The sequence below is a fragment of the Ruegeria sp. BB9 genome (genome assembly GCF_056539345.1).
Window position 1 is genome coordinate 385,480 of sequence record NZ_JBQFUU010000002.1, and the last position, 19,610, is coordinate 405,089.

Sequence of the window (19,610 nt, forward strand, 5' to 3'; positions counted from 1 at the left end):
CCTCAAGCCGCAGCACGCGAGCGGTTGGTGCCGTTTGCACGGAAGTATTCCTGCGCTGCCGCCACGCCGCTGCCCAGTTGTATCGGGTAGTTCAGATCGGCCATCGCCATCTCGATCGTGGCGAGGCCGGACAGAACCATGACGTCCGTCAGGCTGCCAAGGTGCCCGATGCGAAACGCCTTGCCGTTCAATTGGCCCAGGCCGATCCCGAAGGACACTCCATAGGTGTCATAGGTATGGTTAGTCAGGACATTGCTGTCGAACCCATCGGGTACATAGACTGCGCTGACAGTGTCCGAGTAGAGGTCCGGTGATTGAGCGACCAGGTTCAATCCCCACGCGTCGACGGCCCGACGCACGCCTTCAGCCAGACGGAAGTGACGGGCATAGACGTTGTCCAGGCCTTCATCGAACAGAATCGACAGGCTTTCCTGCAGCCCGCAGATCAGTTGCAGCGGCGGCGTGTAAGGAAACCCGCCCGAGGCATTGGCGTCCAACATGTCCCGAAAGTCGAAATAGGTGCGGGGCAGCCGCGCACCATCCATCGCTGCCAGCGCTTTGGGGCTGACGCACAGGATTGCCATTCCAGCGGCCAGCATGAACCCCTTTTGCGACCCCGAAACCGCAATATCGACGCCCCAGCCATCGAATTCGAACGGCATCGAGGCCAGCGAACTGACGCAATCGACCATCAGCAGGGCAGGGTGCGCCGAGGCATCCATCGCCGATCGGATCGACTGGATATCGGATCGCACGCCGGTGGCCGTTTCATTGTGCGTCACCAGAACCGCCCGAATGTCGTGGTTCCGGTCGTCGGCGAGGATCGACTGAAACCGTTCGGCAGGTGCTCCGCTGCCCCAATGGCAATCGATGACTTGCACATCCAGCCCATGCCGTTGGCAAAGGTCGATCCAGCGATGGCTGAATACGCCATGGCGGGCCACAAGAACCTTGTCGCCCGGGCTCAGTGTGTTGCTGATCGCAGCTTCCCACCCACCTGTGCCGCTGGATGGAAAGGTCACAATCTGACCCGTGGTCGACCGGAAGACCTGCTTGAGGCCCTCGAGTACCGGAGCAAAGGCCTGAACGAAATCCGGCGCGCGGTGGTCAATGGTCTGGACCTGCATCGCGCGCAGGAGGCGATCCGGGATATTCGTCGGGCCGGGAATGAAGACCGGGTTCTGTTTTGACATCATCATGTCCTCCGCTTTGCCCCAAGTCTGTCTCCGCGTCGGCGATGATGCAATTTTCTTGAAAAATATTTTCATTATTTCGAAAAAATTCGTAACCTGCCATAAACGCAGGATATTCACTTTCTCATTTCGCTGAGTGTTTGTGATCAACTGAGAAAGCCAGACGGCCGTTCGGCCAAAATGAGGGAGAATCACAATGTCAGCCCAGAAGCGGCCGCGCGGACGGCCCAAGTCGTTGTTCAAGGAAAGCTCGGCCGGAACCATGCAGGCGTTGGACCGTGCGCTGGGGGTCCTGACCACGGTCGCACGGCTTGAACGCACCGCGCTCAGCGACCTCGCGCGTGAGATCGACGTGCCTACTGCAACCACGCATCGCATCCTGACGACCTTGCAAAAGCATGGGTTCGTCAGCTTCAGCGAAGAACGTCAGGAATGGATGATCGGAGTCGAAGCCTATCGCACAGGCGCTTCGTTTCTGCGGCACAACAGCGTTGTCGAGATCGGCCGGTCAGTTCTTAGACGCCTGATGCAGGACAGCGGAGAAACTGCGAACCTTGCAGTTCCCGACGGGTCGGAAGTTGTGTTTGTCGGGCAAGTCGAGACATCGAACCCGATCCGGGCGTTCTTTCCGCCGGGCGCTCGTACGCCGATGTATGCCTCGGGTACGGGCAAAGCGATCCTGGCGGCCATGACCGAGGCATCCCGGGCCAAGGTGTTGGCGGACACCCAGCTTGTGCCGTATACGCCCAATACTTGCGCCACATTGGATACCTTGCGCGAGGATCTGACCGAAACGCGGCTGCGCGGATGGTCTTATGATCGAGAGGAGCGCCACTCGGGCATGAGCTGCATCGGAGCAGCGATCTACAACGACAAGCAGGAGCCTTGCGCCGGGATCTCTGTCTCGGGGCCGACCGCGCGATTCAATCCGGACCGGGCACCCGAGCTTGCCGCCCACGTCGTTCAGGCTGCGCAAGAGATCACGCGGCTAAGCGGTGGTCAAAGTCCGGATCAGTCAGGCCGATCAGAGGGGTGATTGACCCCGTCGTTCCAGGGAATCGGCCCGTGGGTTCTGGGGTTTCCGCCCTCGATGCAGCCAAGGTTGACGCCACACTCCGCCGGATCCGAGCGTCTTTGGTGATAAACGTATATCCCGCAGGTCTTGCAGAAATAGTGTTTCGCCGTGTGCGTTCCCCACGTGTAGAGGCTCAGGTTCTCGGCGCCTTCAAGAATGCGCAGGCTCTCGGTCGTGGCCGTCACGGCGGCGGCCCCGCGGCGGATGCAGAAGGAACAGTCGCATCGGGCAGCCGTGGACAGGCCACCGGGGAACTCGGCCTCGATCTTCACGGCGCCGCAATGGCAGATGGCAGTCATTCGGGTCATCGGCGAGGTACTCTGGGTATACGGGACTGGCTGAGCTTGTAGCGGTGTTCGGGATGTGGCGGGTGACCATGGTTACGGTTCCAATAAGCTGGTCCGCCTCGTTTCAGCCACATCGGGATGCACAGAACCAAACCGATCACAAAGCCACCCGTATGCGCCCAATAGGCGACACCGCCGGCGTCAGGGTTGCTGGACACGCTGCCAAGGAACTGCATTCCCAGCCAGACGCCCAGCATCACGAAGGCCGGGATGGTGAAGACCCGGAAGTAGATGATCAGAATCAGCAGGATATCGACACGCGCCTTTGGGAACATCAGCAGGTAGCCCCCCATCACGGCCGCAATTGCGCCGGACGCGCCGATGGTGGGAACCAACGACCCGGGAGCCGTGACGATATGGACCAGCCCGGCGCCGATACCCGCGACCATGTAGAACAGCAGGAAGGGCAGGTGGCCCATCTCGTCCTCCATGTTGTCGCCGAAGATCCACAGGAACAGCATGTTGCCGATCAGGTGCATCCAGCCGCCATGCAGGAACATCGACGTCACCAACGTCTCGAGCGCCACGCCGTCGCTGATGCGGGCAGGGATGATCGCATAGTCGAAATAGAACCGGTTGATCAGCCGGGCGTCGTCCATGAATCCGACATAGCTGAGGAAAATCAGGACATTCGCCGCGATCAGCGCATAGACGACAAAGGGCGTCCGTCCCGAAGGGTTGTGGTCTCGAATTGGAAACATGGGGGGACGCTGGGCTTTTCACGGCCCAGCGTCAAGTCAGCTTATGCCGCACCGCCCAGAAGTACGGCGTTCCCTCCGGCGGCCGTGGTGTCGACGCAGACATGGCGCTCGGCCATCACCCGCGACCGGTCGGGCAAGCCGGGGATCAGCGGCAGGATGGGGCCGTCTCGCCGCGCCAGATGGCGCTCGATCTGGCGCGCGGTGTCCGCATCGCCCCACCACAGAACCCCAGATATTCCCGGCAGGTTCTCAAGCCGGTGCAGGTCAAGCGCGCCCTCGGCCCGAATCGCGGTGCCGCCAAGCGCGAGTATGGCATCCGCCTGCGCCTTGGCCGCCTCGGGGCCGGGGCCCAGGCACAGGAACGGCGCGCGGGGGAACTCGGTCAGTCGGTTCGATTCGCCGGTCGGTCCGGGCATCGAACGGGTCGTCGGCGCGGCAGGCTGCCCGATCGGTGCGGGTAGGTCGGCTGGGGCGGACCATTCCGCGGCCGCGACCTGTCGGTCCGGGGCGCAGAAACGGGCCAGATAGTTCGGGCCGCCCGCCTTGGGGCCGGTGCCGGACAGACCTTCGCCGCCGAAGGGCTGCGAGCCGACGATCGCGCCGATCTGGTTGCGGTTCACGTAAATATTGCCGGCGTGGATCGCCTCGGTCACGTGCTGTACGCGGTCGTCGATTCGAGTGTGCAGACCGAAGGTCAGGCCGTAGCCGGTGGCGTTGATGTCGGCGATCACCTGGTCGATCTCGTGCGACTTGAACCTTGCGACGTGCAGGACGGGGCCGAAGATCTCGCGTTCCAGCGCGCCGATGCCAAGGACCTCGATCAGCGTCGGCGCCACGAAGATCCCCTCGGGCGGCAGCGCCAGTTCTTTCAACACACGACCTTCGGCGCGGGCCTTGGCGACGTGATCGGCGATGCCCTGCCGGGCTTGTTCGTCGATCACCGGGCCGCAATCGGTCGAGAGCAGCCACGGATCGCCCACCGACAGGGCGTCCATCGCGCCCTTGAGCATGGTCAGCACGTCATCGGCGATGTCATCCTGCAGATACAGACAGCGCAGGGCCGAGCACCGCTGGCCCGCCGACTGGAAGGCGCTTTCGATGATTGACTGCACGGCCTGTTCGGGCAGGGCGGTGCTGTCCACGATCATCGCGTTCAGCCCGCCGGTTTCCGCGATCAGCGGCGTGCCGGGCTGCATGTGATCGGCCATTGCAGCGCGGATCTTCAGCGCCGTCGCGGTCGAGCCGGTGAAGGCCACGCCCGAAACGCGCGGGTCGGATGTCAGCGCGGCGCCCACCGACGGCCCGCCCGGCAGCAATTGCAGCGCATCGCGCGGCACGCCGGCCTGATGCAGCAGCTGCACGGCCCGGTGGGCGATCAGCGGCGTCTGCGGCGCGGGTTTGGCCAGAACCGCATTGCCCACGGCAAGCGTTGCCGAGATCTGCCCCGTGAAGATCGCCAGCGGGAAGTTCCACGGGCTGATGCAGGTGAAGGTCCCGGCCGGATCGGCGTCGGGGATGTTGGCGGCGTAGTAGCGCAGGAAATCCACCGCCTCGCGCAGCTCGGCTACCGCATCGGGCAGTGATTTGCCGGCCTCGCGCGCCAGCAGGGCGAAGAGCTCGCCATAATGCTCCTCGTAGAGGTCGGCGGCGGCATTCAGGATGCGGCTGCGCTCGGCCGCTGGCGCCTGCCACGGAGCAGCTGCGGCCAGCGCCAGCTCCACATCCGCGGCGCTGGCCGGGGCGACCGCGCCTGGCCGGTCCTCGGGCAGGGCGGGGTTGATGACAGGTTCCTCGGCCTCGGGCGCCGCGTCACCGGCCAGCAGGGGCTGCGCGAACCAGTGATGCGCGCGAAAGGCGTCGCGGGCGGCATCGATCCGGTCCAATGTCGGCGTGTGATGCAGGTCGAACCCCTGCGAGTTTGGTCTTTCAGGTTGAAACAGTTCGGGTCCGGTTGGGATGTGGCGTGCAGGTTTCCGCACGGCCTCGAACGGATCGGCGGCCACCACTTCGGGGGCCACGTTTTCGTCCACGATCTGGTTGACGAACGAGCTGTTGGCGCCGTTTTCCAGCAGCCGCCGCACCAGATAGGCCAGCAGGTCGCGATGCGCGCCAACCGGCGCGTAGATGCGGCAGCGGGTATTGTGTTGGTCCTTGACGATCTGGTGCAGGGTCTCGCCCATGCCGTGCAGGCGCTGGAACTCGAAGGGCTGGCCCTCGGCCATGTGCAGGATCGCGCTGACCGTGTGGGCGTTGTGGGTCGCGAACTGAGGATTGATCCGGTCGGTCATGCCCAAGAGCTTGCGGGCATTGGCGATGTAAGAGATGTCGGTTGCCGCCTTGTTGGTGAAGACCGGGAAGCCGTCGACGCCCTCGACCTGCGCGCGCTTGATCTCGGTGTCCCAGTAGGCGCCTTTGACCAGACGCACCATCAGCTTGCGGTCATACCGCTCGGCCATGTCATAAAGCGTGTCCAGCACCAGCCCGGCACGCGGCCCATAGGCCTGCACCACCACGCCGAACCCGTCCCATCCGGCCAGCGCTGGCTCGGACAGCACCGCCTCAATCACCTGCAGCGACAGAGACAGGCGGTCAGCCTCTTCGGCGTCCACGTTCAGGCCCATGCCGGCCGCCTTGGCCAGCAGGGCCAGCGCCCGCAGGCGCGGCACCAGCTCGTCCATCACGCGCTGTTCCTGGGCAACCTCATAGCGCGGATGCAGCGCCGACAGCTTGACCGAGATGCCGGGATTGGCGCGGATGTCGTCCTGCGTACAGGCATCGGCAATCGCCGCGATGGCACGGGAATAGGAAAGGTGATAGCGCGCGGCATCGGCCTCGGTGCGGGCGGCCTCGCCCAGCATGTCGTAGGAATAGGTGTAGCCCTTGGCCTCCATCCCGGCGGCGCGTTTCATGGCGGACTGGATGGTCTCACCGAGAACGAACTGCCGGCCCATTTCCTTCATCGCGCGCCCGACAGCGGTGCGGATCACCGGCTCGCCCAGCCGCTTGATGGCGCCGCGCAGGGCGCTGACCGGCGAGGCCTTGCCCTCGTCCAGAACCTTGCCCGTCAGCATCAGCGCCCAGGTCGAGGCGTTGACCAGCGACGACGAGGAGTGGCCCAAGTGTTTGCCCCAGTCCGAGGGCGCGATCTTGTCCTCGATCAGCGCGTCGATCGTGTCGGCGTCGGGAACGCGCAACAGTGCCTCCGCCAGACACATCAGGGCGATGCCTTCATCGGTCGACAGGCCGTATTCCGCCAGAAACACTTCCATCAGCCCCGGCGATGTGCTGGACCGGATGTCGCGCACCAGTTGCGCAGCCGCCTCGCAGATGGCGGTGCGGTCGGCTTGGGTCAGGGCGGCCTGATCGGTCAGGGATTTCAGCAACGCGGTCTGGTCCGCGTAGGTCATGGAATCGATGGTGTGGCGCAGGCTGTGAGTCATGTGTCCTCCGGTCTTTCGAGTAGTATACCGGTGATCTGGCGGGACAACGGACCGAAATTGTTCTAACAAGCATGTATCGTCCTGAATTTTGGATCAAATGCCATGCGAAAAGACTTTCCGGGTTTGGACCGGTTCGACCGCGCGATTCTGTCCATCGTGGCCGAGGACGGGCGGATCTCGGTCGCTGATCTGGCCCGGCGGATCGGGCTGTCGAAATCGCCGACACAGGCGCGGCTGAAACGGCTCGAGTCCGAAGGGATCATCACTGGCTATCGAGCCATGCTGGACCCGATCCGCCTGGGCCTGGACCATGTGGCCTTTGTCGAGGTGCGCTTGACCGACACGCGGGAAAAGGCGCTGGCTGAATTCAACGCGGACGTGCGCAAGGTGCCCGAGATCGAACAAGCGCATATGATCGCGTCGAATTTCGACTATCTGCTGAAGGTGCGGACGGGGTCGATGACGGAATATCGCGCGGTTCTGGCCGAAAAGATCTCGTCGCTGCCGCATGTGGCTAGCACCTCGACCTTCGTGGCGATGGAGGCGGTGAAAGAGACCGGGCTGGCAGATGCCATCGATGGTGCGGGTTGACGAAAGGGCGATCCGCGTCACCATTGAACTATGAGACACCTAATTCTTTCCACAGTTCTGAGCGCAGGCGTTGCGATTCCGGCGCTTGCTGAGACCTGTCCGTCTGCGCCCGATCACGCCGCCCGGCTGGGTGAACTTATCGGTCAGATCCAGCAGGCCGAGACCGAGATGGCCGCCCGCGAGATCTCGAACCAGATGTGGGAGTTGTGGGCCGACGCACCTGACGAGGCCGCGCAGACCGTATTGGATCAGGGCATGTCCAGACGAAATGCCTGGGATCTGTTGGGGGCGCTGCAGGATTTCGACCGTTTGATTGCGTACTGCCCCGAGTATGCCGAGGGCTACAACCAGCGCGCCTTCGTGAATTTCCTGCGCCAGGATTTTGACTCGGCCCTGACCGATCTGGACCGTGCTCTGGAACTGTCGCCGAACCATATCGCAGCGATGAGCGGTCGGGCGCTGACCCTCATGGGTCTGCAGAGAATGGAAGAAGCCCGCGTTGCTCTGGCAGAGGCGCTGGAACTGAACCCTTGGCTGCCCGAGCGTCACCTTGCGGCCGATGGTGGGCCTTTGGCGATGCCCGGCCAAGATCTCTGAACGGCGCTGCCACCCCCGACGCTTCGCCGGGGGTGATCGCTGAGGTAAGACGGTTCAGCCGACCAGTCCGTTGTCCTTGCGTTTGATCGCGATGATCGAGGAACGCGGCGTGCCCCCATCTGGCCAGGATCCACCGGGGTGCTGGATGCCTACGAACATGGTCCGGCGGTCGGCCGACCATGTCAGGCCGGTCACCTCGCAGCCGTTCGGGCCGGTCATGAAGCGAACGATTTCACCCGTGATTGGGTCGCCGGCCAGCATCTGGTTGTTGCCATGGCCTGCAAAATCGCCTTCGTTGTCGTCGTTCCCGTCGGTCTGGATCCAGACCACGCCGGTGCTGTCGATCATCATCCCGTCGGGCGAGTTGAACAGGTTGCCTTCGTTTACGTTCCCGGAACCGGCATATGCATCGGAATGCACTGTCGGGTTGCCGGCCATGACGTACAGATCCCACTGAAACGCGGTTTCTGCATGATCCTGGTTGGCTGGTCGCCAGCGAACAATCTGCCCGTATTTGTTGGCTTCCCGAGGGTTGGGACCATTGACCGAAGTATCATCGCCACCCGCATTTGGTTTGACGCCACGGTTCTTGTTGTTGGTCAGGCAGCAATAGGCCTCGGCAAGAACCGGGCTGGTTGCAACCCATTCCGGTCGGTCCATCGTGGTTCCACCGGCCTCAGACGCAGCGATGCGGGCAAAGATCAGAATCTCGGCCTCGTCCATGCCAGTCGTTTCCGGCGTCAGCGGCACCCATTCACCGGACATATCGTCGTTGAATTTGGCCACAAACAGCGTGCCGTCATCCAGCAGACCTTCGGTATCCCTGCCGGGGGTGTAGACTCCGTTCGAGACGAATTTGTACAGGTATTCGCCCCGCTCATCATCGCCCATATAGACGACAATGCGACCATCCTTGGCCAGCTCGACCGCGGCGTTTTCATGTTTGAACCGCCCAAGTCCGGTATGTTTGACCGGGGTGCTGTTGGGATCGGTCGGGTCGATTTCGACCACCCAGCCGACGCGATGTGGTTCGTTGGGGTTCTTCGAAGTGTCAAACCGTGGATCGAACAGCTCGTATCCGTTCCAGCTCTCGGCCTTGATGCCGTATCGCTTGAAGCCATCCGCGACCTTGGGAGTATAAGTCGCGCTTTCGTTGCTGGAGCCGAAGTAGCCGTTGAAGTTCTCTTCGCAGGTCAGGTAGGTACCCCAAGGTGTCTTGCCCGACCCGCAATTGTTCATGGTGCCCAGCGACGTTGTGCCGGTCGGGTCCGCCTCGGTCTTCAGCAGGTCGTGGCCAGCTGCTGGCCCCACGATCTTCATGGGTGTGTTGTGGTGAATGCGGCGATTGAACGGGCTGTCCTTGACCACGGTCCAGCCATCCGGGGTTTCGGCGATTTCCATCACCGTCACACCCTGCAGGTTCTGCAACTTTCGAACGTCATCCGCGTTCGCGGGTACACCTTCCTGCGCTGCGGGCAGGTTGATTTTGCGGTTGGGATACTCGTGATTGATGGCGATCAACTGGTGCCCTTGGAACGAGAAGGTCTCCATGCCATCAGTGTTTTCGCCAAAAACCTTGTCCGAGTTTTCGACCGGTCCACCATCGGTGATGTCATACCCGTCAGCCTCGGAGAACAGCGGATCGCCCCAGCGCATTAGGACCTGCCATTCATACCCCTCGGGGACATGCACGGTGCCATCGGTCTGGGCCGCAATCGGAGTGAAGGCAAAACGAGAGGCGGTCTGCGCATGAGCTGAGGTCGACCCCAACAGACCGCTGCCCATGGCCGCTGCGCCCGACCCGAACGCCAACACTCCGCCCAGAAAGCCGCGTCGCGACAGGGCGCTTTCGACGACGCGGTCAAAGTCGTTTTCGTCGGGGCGGGGGAAATGCAGTTCGTCCCAGTCGTCGGCGGAAAGGGTGGCTGGATCAACGTCTTTCATTGGATGATTCCTCGCTGTCGGAATGAATTTGTGAAACGGATTTAGGAACTGATTGTTACAGGTACTTAACAACCCCATTAACCGTTTGGGGCGGTACACACGCTAGGCAGGTTCTCGCGAACGGCAAGCACTGCAATCGCATGCTGCGCCAGTGCGCGGCCCCAAAACAAGTGCAATTCAGAGCGATTGGCGGTTGGCCGCGCAGCCCGTCCCGGGTGACCGCACGCAGACAGCCGCAAAAGCGATGCGCAGGAGGATTTCGGTTCTTGACGGCGGCCCGGGCATGGACTACTCAGCCCTTCACCAAGCGGGTATAGCTTAATGGTAAAGCCCCTGCCTTCCAAGCAGGCTATGTCGGTTCGATTCCGTCTACCCGCTCCAAACTCTCCGGAATAAGTTGCGTCAAAAAGCCCTTGTCGGGGTGCTATTGCGCGCAGTCTCCTTGACCCGGCGCGCCTGCACCGCCAAGAAGCCGTATCGCGAGTCCCAGAAGGTAAAAAGGGTCAGGCATGGCAAGAACACGCTCCGCCAACCAAGCAAACGTGCAAGCGCCCGGTGCTCATGAAGATCGACCTGGATCCCGGAAGCTGAGCGTGCTGGCCTCTTTGTGGCCTTTCATGAAGCCTTACCGGCTGCTGATGCTTGGGGCGACGCTGGCGTTGGTTCTGACGGCCAGCATGACGCTGACGTTGCCATTGGCCGTGCGGCGCGTGGTCGACAACTTCCGCATTGAAGACGGTGAGCTGCTCGATTGGTATTTCCTGGCGGCGCTGGGCATCGCGGCGGTTCTGGCGGTGGGAACGGGTATCCGGTACATGCTGGTGACCCGGTTGGGCGAGCGGGTCGTGGCTGACATCCGCAAGGCCGTCTTTGACCGCGTCATCGGCATGAGCCCCGCCTTCTACGAACGCATCATGACCGGTGAGGTCCTGAGCCGTATCACCACCGATACCACGCTGATCCAATCCGTTCTGGGCTCGTCAGTGTCGATCGCATTGCGGAATTTCCTGATGTTCATCGGCGGGCTTGTGCTGATGTTGCTGACTTCGGCCAAGCTGACCGGGCTGGTTCTGCTGCTGATCCCGGTGGTGGTGGTGCCGATCCTGGTTCTCGGGCGTCGGCTGAGGGTCATCAGCCGCGAAAACCAGGATTGGATCGCCGCCTCGTCGGGCAATGCAGGCGAGGCGCTGGGCGCCGTTCAGACCGTACAGGCGTTCACCCATGAGGACGCCAGCCGCCGCCAGTTTGGCGACATGACCGAGACCTCGTACCATGTGTCCCTGCGCCGTATCCAGACGCGGGCGGTTCTGACCGTGATCGTGATCTTCCTGGTGTTCTCGGGGATCGTCGGCGTTTTGTGGATGGGGGCGAACGATGTGCGCAACGGCGTGATGACCGAAGGCGTGCTGATCCAGTTCGTGATCTATTCGATCATCATGGCCGGGTCCGTGGCCGCGCTTTCCGAAATCTGGAGCGAGCTGCAACGCGCCGCAGGCGCAACCGAACGGCTGGTCGAGTTGCTGAACGCCGAGGATACGGTCAACGACCCGGCACAGCCCAGGGCGCTGCCGCAGCCGGTCAAGGGGCAGATCACCTTTGACAACGTGACCTTCCGCTACCCGGCCCGGCCCGACATTCTGGCGCTGGACGACCTGTCGCTGACGGTGAACCCTGGCGAGACCGTGGCCTTCGTCGGCCCCTCGGGCGCGGGCAAGACGACCGTGATCCAGTTGATCCAGCGGTTCTACGACCCCGAGGCCGGTCAGGTCAGCCTGGACGGGATCGGTCTGCGCGACATGCGCCGGGCGGATTTCCGGCAGCACATGGCGCTGGTGCCGCAGGACCCGGTGATCTTTGCGGCCTCGGCACGCGAAAACATCCGGTTCGGACGGCTGGACGCCTCGGATGCCGAGGTCGAGGCCGCGGCCCGTGCCGCCGCGGCGCATGACTTCATCTCGGCCCTGCCCGAAGGCTATGACAGTTTCGTCGGCGAACGCGGCGTGATGCTGTCGGGCGGTCAGAAACAGCGCATCGCCATCGCGCGGGCGATTTTGCGCGACGCTCCGGTTCTGCTGCTGGACGAAGCGACCTCGGCGCTGGACGCCGAGAGCGAGCGCGCCGTTCAGGCCGCCGTTGACCAGATGCGCGCCGGGCGCACCACCCTGATCGTGGCGCACCGTCTGGCCACCGTGAAAAAGGCCGATCGCATCGTGGTTATGGAGAACGGCCGGATCGTGGCGCAGGGCACCCATGACGATCTCGTGGCGCAAGATGGGCTTTATGCGCGACTGGCGCGTCTCCAGTTCACCGATGGTGTGGCCGCCGAGTGAAGTGACGCGCGGGCATTTCGCGAACCGCCGTAGCGTCATTCTACTTTTTCCCCTTGCCCAAGGGTAAGCCCTCGCTTGCGCAGGGCTGCATTTGCTTACATCTTGGACGCAAGACAGCCCGCAAAAATGCAGGGTAAAAAAGGGGAGGAACCACATGGCCTTTGTGGGCAAGGAAGACAAACTGAGAATGGAGCAGGAAATGCCGTGGGAGGACCGCGATGTCCCCGTCACGTTCCATCAACTGCTCTCGCGGACGGCCACCAAGTTCCCGGATCGCAACGCGATCAGTTTCCAGATCCTGTCCGGCCCCAAGGACAAGGCCGAAACCCTGACATGGTCGCAACTGCTGGCCAAGACGAACCAGGCGGCCAACCTGTTCCGCTCTTTGGGGGTCAAGGAAAACGACGTCGTGGCCTATGTGCTGCCCAACTGCAACGAGACGCTGGTCACCATGATGGGCGGCGCGGTGGCCGGGATCGTGAACCCGATCAACCCGCTGCTCGAGCCCGAGCAGATCGCGTCGATCCTGCGTGAGACCAAGGCCAAGGTCGTGGTCACGCTGAAACCTTTCCCAAAAACGGACGTCGCGCAGAAGGTCGCCGAGGCCGTGCGCCACGCGCCGGGTGTTAACACCGTGCTGGAGATTGACCTGAACCGGTACCTGACACCCCCCAAGTCGTGGATCGTGCCGTTGGTCCGGCCCAAGATGGCCGACAAAGAGCATCTGGCCCACGCCGACTACCTGGATTTCAACAAGGAACTGGCCAAGCAACCCACCACGCTGACCTTCGAGGACAGCAAAGAGGACCGGGTCGCCTGCTATTTCCACACCGGCGGCACCACGGGTATGCCGAAGGTCGCGCAGCACAAATATTCCGGCATGATCTACAATGGGTGGCTGGGCCACACGCTGCTGTTCTCGGAAGAGGACGTGATCATGTGCCCGCTGCCGATGTTCCACGTCTTTGCCTGCCATGTGATCGTGATGGCGGCGGTGTCTTCGGGCGCCCATGTGGTGTTCCCGACCCCCGCCGGGTATCGCGGCGACGGCGTGTTCGACAACTTCTGGAAGCTGATCGAGCGCTGGAAGGTTTCGTTCATCATCACCGTGCCCACGGCGATTTCGGCCAAGATGCAGCGTCCGGTGGATGCCGACATCTCGACCGTCAAGACGGCCTTCTCGGGCTCGGCTCCGCTGCCGGTCGAACTGTTCCGCCGCTTCGAAAAAGCGACCGGTGTGACCATCGTCGAAGGTTATGGCCTGACCGAAGCCACCTGCCTGGTGTCTTGCAACCCGGTGGATGGCGAGAAGAAGATCGGCTCGATCGGGATTCCGTTCCCGTACACCGACGTCAAGATCCTGCGCGACAGCCCCGACGGCCCCAAGGAATGTGCGGTGGACGAAGTGGGCGAGATCTGCGTGTCGAACCCGGGTGTCTATGCCGGGAACACCTATACCGAGGAAGACAAGAACGTCGATCTCTACTATTTCGACAAGTACTTGCGAACCGGCGACCTGGGGCGGTTCGATGCGGACGGGTATCTGTGGATCACCGGCCGCGCCAAGGACCTGATCATTCGCGGCGGTCACAACATCGACCCGGCCGAGATCGAAGAGGCCCTGCTGGGCCATGACGCCGTGGCCTTTGCCGGCGCCATCGGCCAGCCCGACGCCCATGCGGGCGAGGTTCCCTGTGCCTTTGTCGAACTGGTCGACGGTGCAAGTGTGACCGAGGCGGAACTGTTGGAATACTGCAAGATTCACGTGCATGAACGCGCCGCGCATCCCAAGCACATGACGATCCTGCCCGAACTGCCGAAAACCGCGGTGGGCAAGGTCTTCAAGCCTGAGCTGCGCAAACAGGCGATCACGCGGGTCTACAACCAGGCGTTGGAAACTGCCGGTGTTGCGGCGCGGGTCGTGTCGGTCATCGACGACAAAAAGCGCGGCCTTGTCGCGCAGCTTGACGCGAACGGCGCATCCGAGGACGATGTGAACCAGGTGCTGGGCAACTTCACCCGGCCGTGGGAGTGGGCCGACTGATCCGGAGGGGCAATGGATTATGAACGTCTGATCGACGAGGAGACCTGGGCGTTCATCCGGCGCACCGCCGAAAGCTATCCCGAAGACGCGGTGGATCGGTCCATCAAGGACCAGCGCCGCGTCTACGACGACATGTGCCGCGCGTTTCGGCAGCCGCGTCCACCGGGCGTCGAAACGCGGGACAGCTCGGCCGATGGGGTCGGGGTGCGCGTCTATTCCTGCGGAGATCCAACCCGAACCGTCGTCTACATGCATGGCGGCGGTTTCGTCGTCGGCGGGCTGGACAGCCACGATGACGTCTGCGCCGAACTATGCGCCCAAACCGGCTATCGGGTAGTGGCGGTCGACTACCGCCTGTGTCCTGAGCATGTGCATCCGGCGCAGTTCCAGGATTGCTGGACCGCGGTGAACTGGGTGGAAGCCGAATTCGGCGATCCGCTGGTTCTGGCCGGAGACAGCGCGGGCGGAAACCTCGCCGCAGCCGTCGCCCATCACGCGCGCGCGCGCATCGGGAACATCCTAGGGCAGGTTCTGATCTATCCCGGTTTGGGGGGCGACCCGAACCAGGGATCGTATATCGAACACGCCCACGCCCCGATGCTGACGCGCGACGAGGTCCAGTTCTATGAGAAAGTCCGGTGTGGCGGCGCCGTCCCGGAACATGACCCCACATTCGCCCCCCTGCACGATACCGACTTTTCCGGGCTGCCGCCGACGGTGGTCGTGACCGCCGACTGCGATCCCCTGCGTGATGACGGAGCCGTGTACTGCGCCAAAATCACCGCTGCCGGCGGGCAGGCGCATTGGATCAACGAGGCCGGACTCGTGCATGGCTACCTGCGCGCCCGCCATTCGGTGACCCGCGCCGCCGACAGCTTCGAGCGGATCTCGATCGCGGTCGAGGCGCTGGGGCAGGGGTTGTGGAATTACGACTGACCGCGCTCAGCGCAGGAACGGCCTGGCCTTCATCGTCTCGGCAACCGGCGCGCCCATGCGGGTCAGAACCGTGGGCGCCAACTGCAACTGATCGATGACCGTATCGGCATCGGGACCCTCGGCATCGCCGAAGTAGTACAGCGCCGTTTCCTGCTGCATCGCGCTGCGCCCGCCGTGGTGGCCGCGCTCGTCCTGGCCGTGATCGGCGGTCACGATCACCTCGTATCCCAATTGCCGCCAGCGGGGGATGAAAGGGGCCAGCATCTCGTCCATGACGAAACAGGCGTGATCCATCTCTTCACAGTCGTGATGGAACCGGTGCCCCATGCTGTCGAGCGTACAGGTATGGAGAATGCCGTAATCCAGCCCGAAGCGCAGGCACAGGTTGGTCAGGGTCGCGAACAGGTCGACATCGGACGGCGTCATCTGGTTGGCCTTGCCATAGCCCGTCATCGAGTGGAAGCGGCCGTGGTTGATGGTGGGGCTGTCCGGTTCGTCATATTCCACATCGCGCACATAGTCGAATGGGTGGCGATTGAAGAACTGCGACCAGAAGCTATGGGTGACGGCCCCGGTCACGCCGCCGGCCTCGCGCACCTGGCTGAAGATGTCTTTGTGGTCCAGTCGGAATACGTTGCCGTTTCCGGTGCAGCCATGCTCCTGCGGTGTCACGCCAGTGTGGATCGAGGCATAGCAGCTTGCCGAAATCGACGGGAGCACAGAGCGGTGTTTCCAAACCCGCGCCTCGCCGCTGTCGACCCAGCCTTCGAGGTTGCCGAAAAGCCGGCGGAAATTGCGCCACGGCACCCCGTCGAGAATGATCAGCAGCAGTTTGCGGTCCATCGCATGGCCCTCGTGTTGGATGGCTTGTTTGCCTCACCCTAGGAGATTCGGTCAGCCAAGGCTGCCCGTTCGCGCCCGGAATGAGCAAATCCCGACACTTCGATACAAACAAAGTGTCGGGATTTCAGAGTGTTTTGCCGGCGTTCACAGCCTGCGGCATCAGTTGCCGGCGCTCTCCATCTTTCGGTGGGCCACGACCTCTTCCAGCCAGCCCAGATGCATTTCCGGCACCGAGCTGAGCAGCAGATCGGTATAATCGTCGAATGGCGGGCTCAGCACCTGCGATTTGGATCCATAGCGCACCACGCGCCCCTGATACATCACGGCTATGCTGTCGCTGATCGCGCGCACCGTCGCCAGGTCATGGGTGATGAACAGATAGGCCACGTCCTCGATCTTCTGCAGGTCCAGCAACAGCTTGAGAATGCCGTCCGCCACCAGCGGATCCAGCGCCGAGGTGACCTCGTCACAGATGATCATCTTGGGCTTGGCCGCCAGCGCGCGGGCAATGCACACACGCTGCTTCTGACCACCCGACAGCTCCGCCGGATACCGGTCGATGAAACCTTCGCCCAGTTCGATCTCGTCCAACAGTTCGATGATGCGCTTGCGCTTCTCGGCGCCGCGCATGTTGAAATAGAACTCGAGCGGCCGGCCGATGATGGTTCCCACGGTCTGGCGCGGGTTCATCGCAACATCGGCCATCTGATAGATCATCTGCAACTCGCGCAGGTCCTCGCGCGAGCGTCCGGCCAGATCGGGGCTGAGCTTGCGCCCGGCAAAGGTGATCTCGCCGTCGCGCGGGGGTAGCAGGCCGGTGATCACCCGAGCCAGCGTGGATTTGCCCGATCCCGATTCCCCCACGACCGCCAGCGTCTGCCCCGGATGAAGCTCGACATTGACGTTGTGCAGCACGTCGAAGTTCAACCCCTTGTAACGGGCCGTGATGCCATCAACCTGCAGCACGGGTTCGGGCGTAGGCTGCTTTTCCTCGTGTTCGATCGAACGGACCGAAACCAGCGCCTGCGTGTACTCTTCCTGCGGGTTGTTGATGATCTGGTCGGTGGTGCCGTATTCGACCGTGTCGCCCATGCGCAGCACCATGATGTCATCGCTGACCTGCGCCACCACCGCCAGATCGTGGGTGATGTACAGCGCGGCCACACCGGTGTCGCGGATTGCTTCCTTGATGGCCATCAGGACGTCGATCTGCGTGGTCACGTCCAGCGCGGTCGTGGGTTCGTCGAACACCACCAGATCCGGTTCGGGACACAGCGCCAGCGCCGTCATGCAACGCTGCAACTGCCCGCCCGAGACCTGATGCGGATAGCGGTTGCCGATGTTGTCCGGGTCGGGAAGACCCAGCTTGGCGAACAGTCCACGCGCACGGGCCTCGGCCTCTTTGCGGCTGAACTTCTTCTGCTCGACCGCGGCTTCGACCACCTGATCCATGATCTTCTTTGCGGGATTGAAGGACGCTGCCGCCGATTGCGACACATAGGTCACCTCGCCGCCGCGCAGTTTGCGGATATCCGACAGCGACGTCTTGAGGATGTCGCGCCCGTTCACCCAGACCTCGCCGCCGGTGATCTTCACGCCGCCCCGGCCATAGGCCATCGAGGCCAGCCCGATGGTCGACTTCCCGGCACCGGATTCCCCGATCAGACCCAGCACCTTGCCGCGCTCGAGGTCAAAGCTGACCCCGTGCACGATTTCGATGTCACGGGGCTTTTCGCCCGGCGGATATACGGTTGCGCCGATCTTGAGGTCGCGGACCTTGAGAAGGGTATCGCTCATCCCCGGCCTCCTTTCAGCGATGTGGTGCGGTTCAGGATCCAGTCGGCCACCAGGTTGACCGAGATGGCCAATGTAGCGATGGCCACTGCCGGATACAGCGCCGCGCCGATGCCATAGACGATGCCGTCCTTGTTTTCTTTCACGATGCCGCCCCAATCGGCCAGCGGGGGCTGAACGCCCAGGCCCAGGAATGACAGGGTCGAGACGAACAGGACCATGAAGATGAAGCGCAGGCCCAGTTCGGCCACCAGCGGTGACAGCGCGTTGGGCAGGATCTCGCGGAAGATGATCCAGCCGCGGCCCTCACCGCGCAGCTTGGCGGCCTCGACATAGTCCATGACTTCGATGTCAACAGCCACGGCCCGGGCCAGGCGATAGACGCGGGTGGCGTCCAACAGGCCCATGACCACGATCAGAACCGGGATGGTGACCGGCACCATCGCCAGGACCACCAGCGCGGTGATTAGCGACGGGATCGACATGATCAGGTCTACGGTCCGTGACATCACCTGATCAGCCCAGCCCCCCAGTACGGCGGCCAGAAAGCCCAGGATCGAACCGGTGACGAAGCTGAGGATGGTGGCGGCGGTGGCGATGAAGATCGTGGTTCGCCCGCCATAAATCATGCGGCTGAGAAGATCGCGGCCGATATTGTCGGTGCCCAGCCAGAATTGCGAGCTCGATGGCTCCCACACGTCGCCTACCACCTCGGCCATGCCGTAGGGCGCCAGGAAGGGCGCAAAGACGGCGATGATGAAATACAGGGCGGTGAAGGCCAGCCCGATCATTGCAGAGATTGGGATGTTCTTCATTTCGGGTGCCTCAGCCTTGGGTTGGCCAGGATTGCGACGATGTCGGCCACCATGTTCAGCCCGATGTAGATTGCGGCAAAGATGACCCCGCAGGCCAGAACCACCGGCACGTCGCGTTTGGTCACGTGATCCACAAGGTACTGTCCCATGCCGGGATAGACGAACACCACCTCGACCACGACGACGCCCACGACCAGATAGGCCAGGTTCAGCATCACCACGTTCACGATGGGGGCGATGGCGTTCGGGAAGGCATGGCGCCAGATGACCTTGAAGTTGCTCAGGCCCTTCAGTTCGGCCGTTTCGACATAGGCCGACTGCATCACGTTCAAAATCGCGGCGCGGGTCATGCGCATCATATGCGCCAGAACCACCATGGTCAGCACGATCACGGGCAGCGCGATCGAGTTCAGCTTTTGCCAAAAGGACATGCTGTCATTGATCATCGCCAGCGGCGAGAACATGCCCAGCTTGACCGCGATGAAATAGACAAGGACATAGCCGATCAGGAATTCCGGGATCGAGATTGTCGTCAGGGTGACGGCCGAGATCAGCTTGTCGGGCCAGCGGTTGCGGTAGCGTACCGCGACGAGGCCAAGAAAAATTGCAAGGGGCACCGAGACGATGGCTGCCCAAAAGGCAAGAAACAACGTATTGCCCAATCGGTTGCTGACCGACTCGGCGATGTCCAGCTTGTTGGTCAGGGACGTGCCCATGTCACCTTGGACAATTCCGCCAAGCCATTCGAAATACCGGGTCAAGGCGGGACGGTTCAGCCCCATCTCCTCACGGAGGTTGGCAAGGGATTCAGGGGTGGCGGACTGCCCCAGGACGGCTTGCGCGGCGTCTCCGGGTAGGGCCTCGGTCAACCCGAAAATCAGGGCCGAAGCGCCAAACAGCAAGAGGAATCCCAGCGCCAGGCGCTGGGAAACCAGTTTGATGATAGGATGCATACCTGTC

Annotated in this window: 15 protein-coding genes and 1 tRNA gene; 7 read left to right on the forward strand and 9 right to left on the reverse strand. The window is 62.6% G+C overall.

The window, feature by feature from the left end; translation table 11 throughout:
• Window positions 1-2: 2 nt before the first annotated feature.
• Window positions 3-1,193 carry an L-aspartate--glyoxylate aminotransferase BhcA gene (gene bhcA / locus ACR0FC_RS09325; RefSeq protein WP_170340086.1) on the reverse strand — a complete coding sequence of 397 codons (1,191 nt, stop codon included), beginning with the start codon at window positions 1,191-1,193 and terminating at the stop codon, window positions 3-5.
• A 196-nt stretch (window positions 1,194-1,389) separates the two neighbouring features.
• Between bhcA and ACR0FC_RS09330 the strand changes: the two genes are divergently transcribed.
• Window positions 1,390-2,229: an IclR family transcriptional regulator gene (locus tag ACR0FC_RS09330; protein WP_093964716.1), complete on the forward strand. Its 840-nt coding sequence runs from the start codon at window positions 1,390-1,392 to the stop codon at window positions 2,227-2,229.
• Here the strand turns inward: ACR0FC_RS09330 and ACR0FC_RS09335 are convergent.
• The 3 genes from ACR0FC_RS09335 to putA are packed head-to-tail and all read right to left on the reverse strand — an operon-like array spanning window position 2,205 to window position 6,756.
• Entirely contained in the window at window positions 2,205-2,576 is a 372-nt protein-coding gene (locus ACR0FC_RS09335; RefSeq protein ID WP_170340087.1) for a GFA family protein, read from the reverse strand. The two genes, ACR0FC_RS09330 and ACR0FC_RS09335, sit on opposite strands and share 25 nt — an antisense overlap.
• Window positions 2,573-3,316 carry a rhomboid family intramembrane serine protease gene (locus ACR0FC_RS09340; RefSeq protein WP_170340089.1) on the reverse strand — a complete coding sequence of 248 codons (744 nt, stop codon included), beginning with the start codon at window positions 3,314-3,316 and terminating at the stop codon, window positions 2,573-2,575. The genes ACR0FC_RS09335 and ACR0FC_RS09340 overlap by 4 nt, the downstream gene beginning before the upstream one ends.
• Before the next feature lie 41 nt (window positions 3,317-3,357).
• Complete coding sequence (gene putA, locus ACR0FC_RS09345; protein ID WP_170340091.1) at window positions 3,358-6,756, reverse strand: bifunctional proline dehydrogenase/L-glutamate gamma-semialdehyde dehydrogenase PutA; 3,399 nt, start codon at window positions 6,754-6,756, stop codon at window positions 3,358-3,360.
• Between the two features lie 102 nt (window positions 6,757-6,858).
• On the opposite strand from putA, the gene ACR0FC_RS09350 reads away from it, so the two are divergent.
• On the forward strand, window positions 6,859-7,347 hold the full coding sequence (locus ACR0FC_RS09350; RefSeq protein WP_170340093.1) for an Lrp/AsnC family transcriptional regulator: 489 nt from the start codon (window positions 6,859-6,861) through the stop codon (window positions 7,345-7,347).
• Between the two features lie 30 nt (window positions 7,348-7,377).
• Window positions 7,378-7,944 (forward strand): tetratricopeptide repeat protein, encoded by a 567-nt coding sequence (locus ACR0FC_RS09355; protein ID WP_170340094.1) that lies wholly within the window; start codon window positions 7,378-7,380, stop codon window positions 7,942-7,944.
• 54 nt (window positions 7,945-7,998) lie between these two features.
• Here ACR0FC_RS09355 and ACR0FC_RS09360 read toward each other — a convergent pair whose 3' ends face one another.
• Entirely contained in the window at window positions 7,999-9,888 is a 1,890-nt protein-coding gene (locus ACR0FC_RS09360; protein WP_170340096.1) for a PhoX family protein, read from the reverse strand.
• Between the two features lie 307 nt (window positions 9,889-10,195).
• On the opposite strand from ACR0FC_RS09360, the gene ACR0FC_RS09365 reads away from it, so the two are divergent.
• From ACR0FC_RS09365 to ACR0FC_RS09380, 4 genes are all read left to right on the forward strand, one after another.
• Window positions 10,196-10,269 (forward strand) — tRNA-Gly (locus ACR0FC_RS09365).
• A gap of 128 nt (window positions 10,270-10,397) precedes the next feature.
• Window positions 10,398-12,218: an ABC transporter transmembrane domain-containing protein gene (locus tag ACR0FC_RS09370; protein WP_170340098.1), complete on the forward strand. Its 1,821-nt coding sequence runs from the start codon at window positions 10,398-10,400 to the stop codon at window positions 12,216-12,218.
• A gap of 154 nt (window positions 12,219-12,372) precedes the next feature.
• Complete coding sequence (locus ACR0FC_RS09375; RefSeq protein ID WP_170340100.1) at window positions 12,373-14,262, forward strand: acyl-CoA synthetase; 1,890 nt, start codon at window positions 12,373-12,375, stop codon at window positions 14,260-14,262.
• A 12-nt stretch (window positions 14,263-14,274) separates the two neighbouring features.
• Window positions 14,275-15,198 (forward strand): alpha/beta hydrolase, encoded by a 924-nt coding sequence (locus ACR0FC_RS09380; RefSeq protein ID WP_170340102.1) that lies wholly within the window; start codon window positions 14,275-14,277, stop codon window positions 15,196-15,198.
• 6 nt (window positions 15,199-15,204) lie between these two features.
• Here ACR0FC_RS09380 and ACR0FC_RS09385 read toward each other — a convergent pair whose 3' ends face one another.
• From ACR0FC_RS09385 to ACR0FC_RS09400, 4 genes are all read right to left on the reverse strand, one after another.
• Window positions 15,205-16,041 (reverse strand): alkaline phosphatase family protein, encoded by an 837-nt coding sequence (locus ACR0FC_RS09385; protein ID WP_170340104.1) that lies wholly within the window; start codon window positions 16,039-16,041, stop codon window positions 15,205-15,207.
• Window positions 16,042-16,200: 159 nt separating this feature from the next.
• Window positions 16,201-17,838 carry an ABC transporter ATP-binding protein gene (locus tag ACR0FC_RS09390; protein ID WP_170340105.1) on the reverse strand — a complete coding sequence of 546 codons (1,638 nt, stop codon included), beginning with the start codon at window positions 17,836-17,838 and terminating at the stop codon, window positions 16,201-16,203.
• Complete coding sequence (locus ACR0FC_RS09395) at window positions 17,835-18,650, reverse strand: ABC transporter permease (RefSeq protein WP_170340106.1); 816 nt, start codon at window positions 18,648-18,650, stop codon at window positions 17,835-17,837. The genes ACR0FC_RS09390 and ACR0FC_RS09395 overlap by 4 nt, the downstream gene beginning before the upstream one ends.
• Complete coding sequence (locus ACR0FC_RS09400; RefSeq protein WP_170340107.1) at window positions 18,647-19,603, reverse strand: ABC transporter permease; 957 nt, start codon at window positions 19,601-19,603, stop codon at window positions 18,647-18,649. The genes ACR0FC_RS09395 and ACR0FC_RS09400 overlap by 4 nt, the downstream gene beginning before the upstream one ends.
• Window positions 19,604-19,610: the final 7 nt, after the last annotated feature.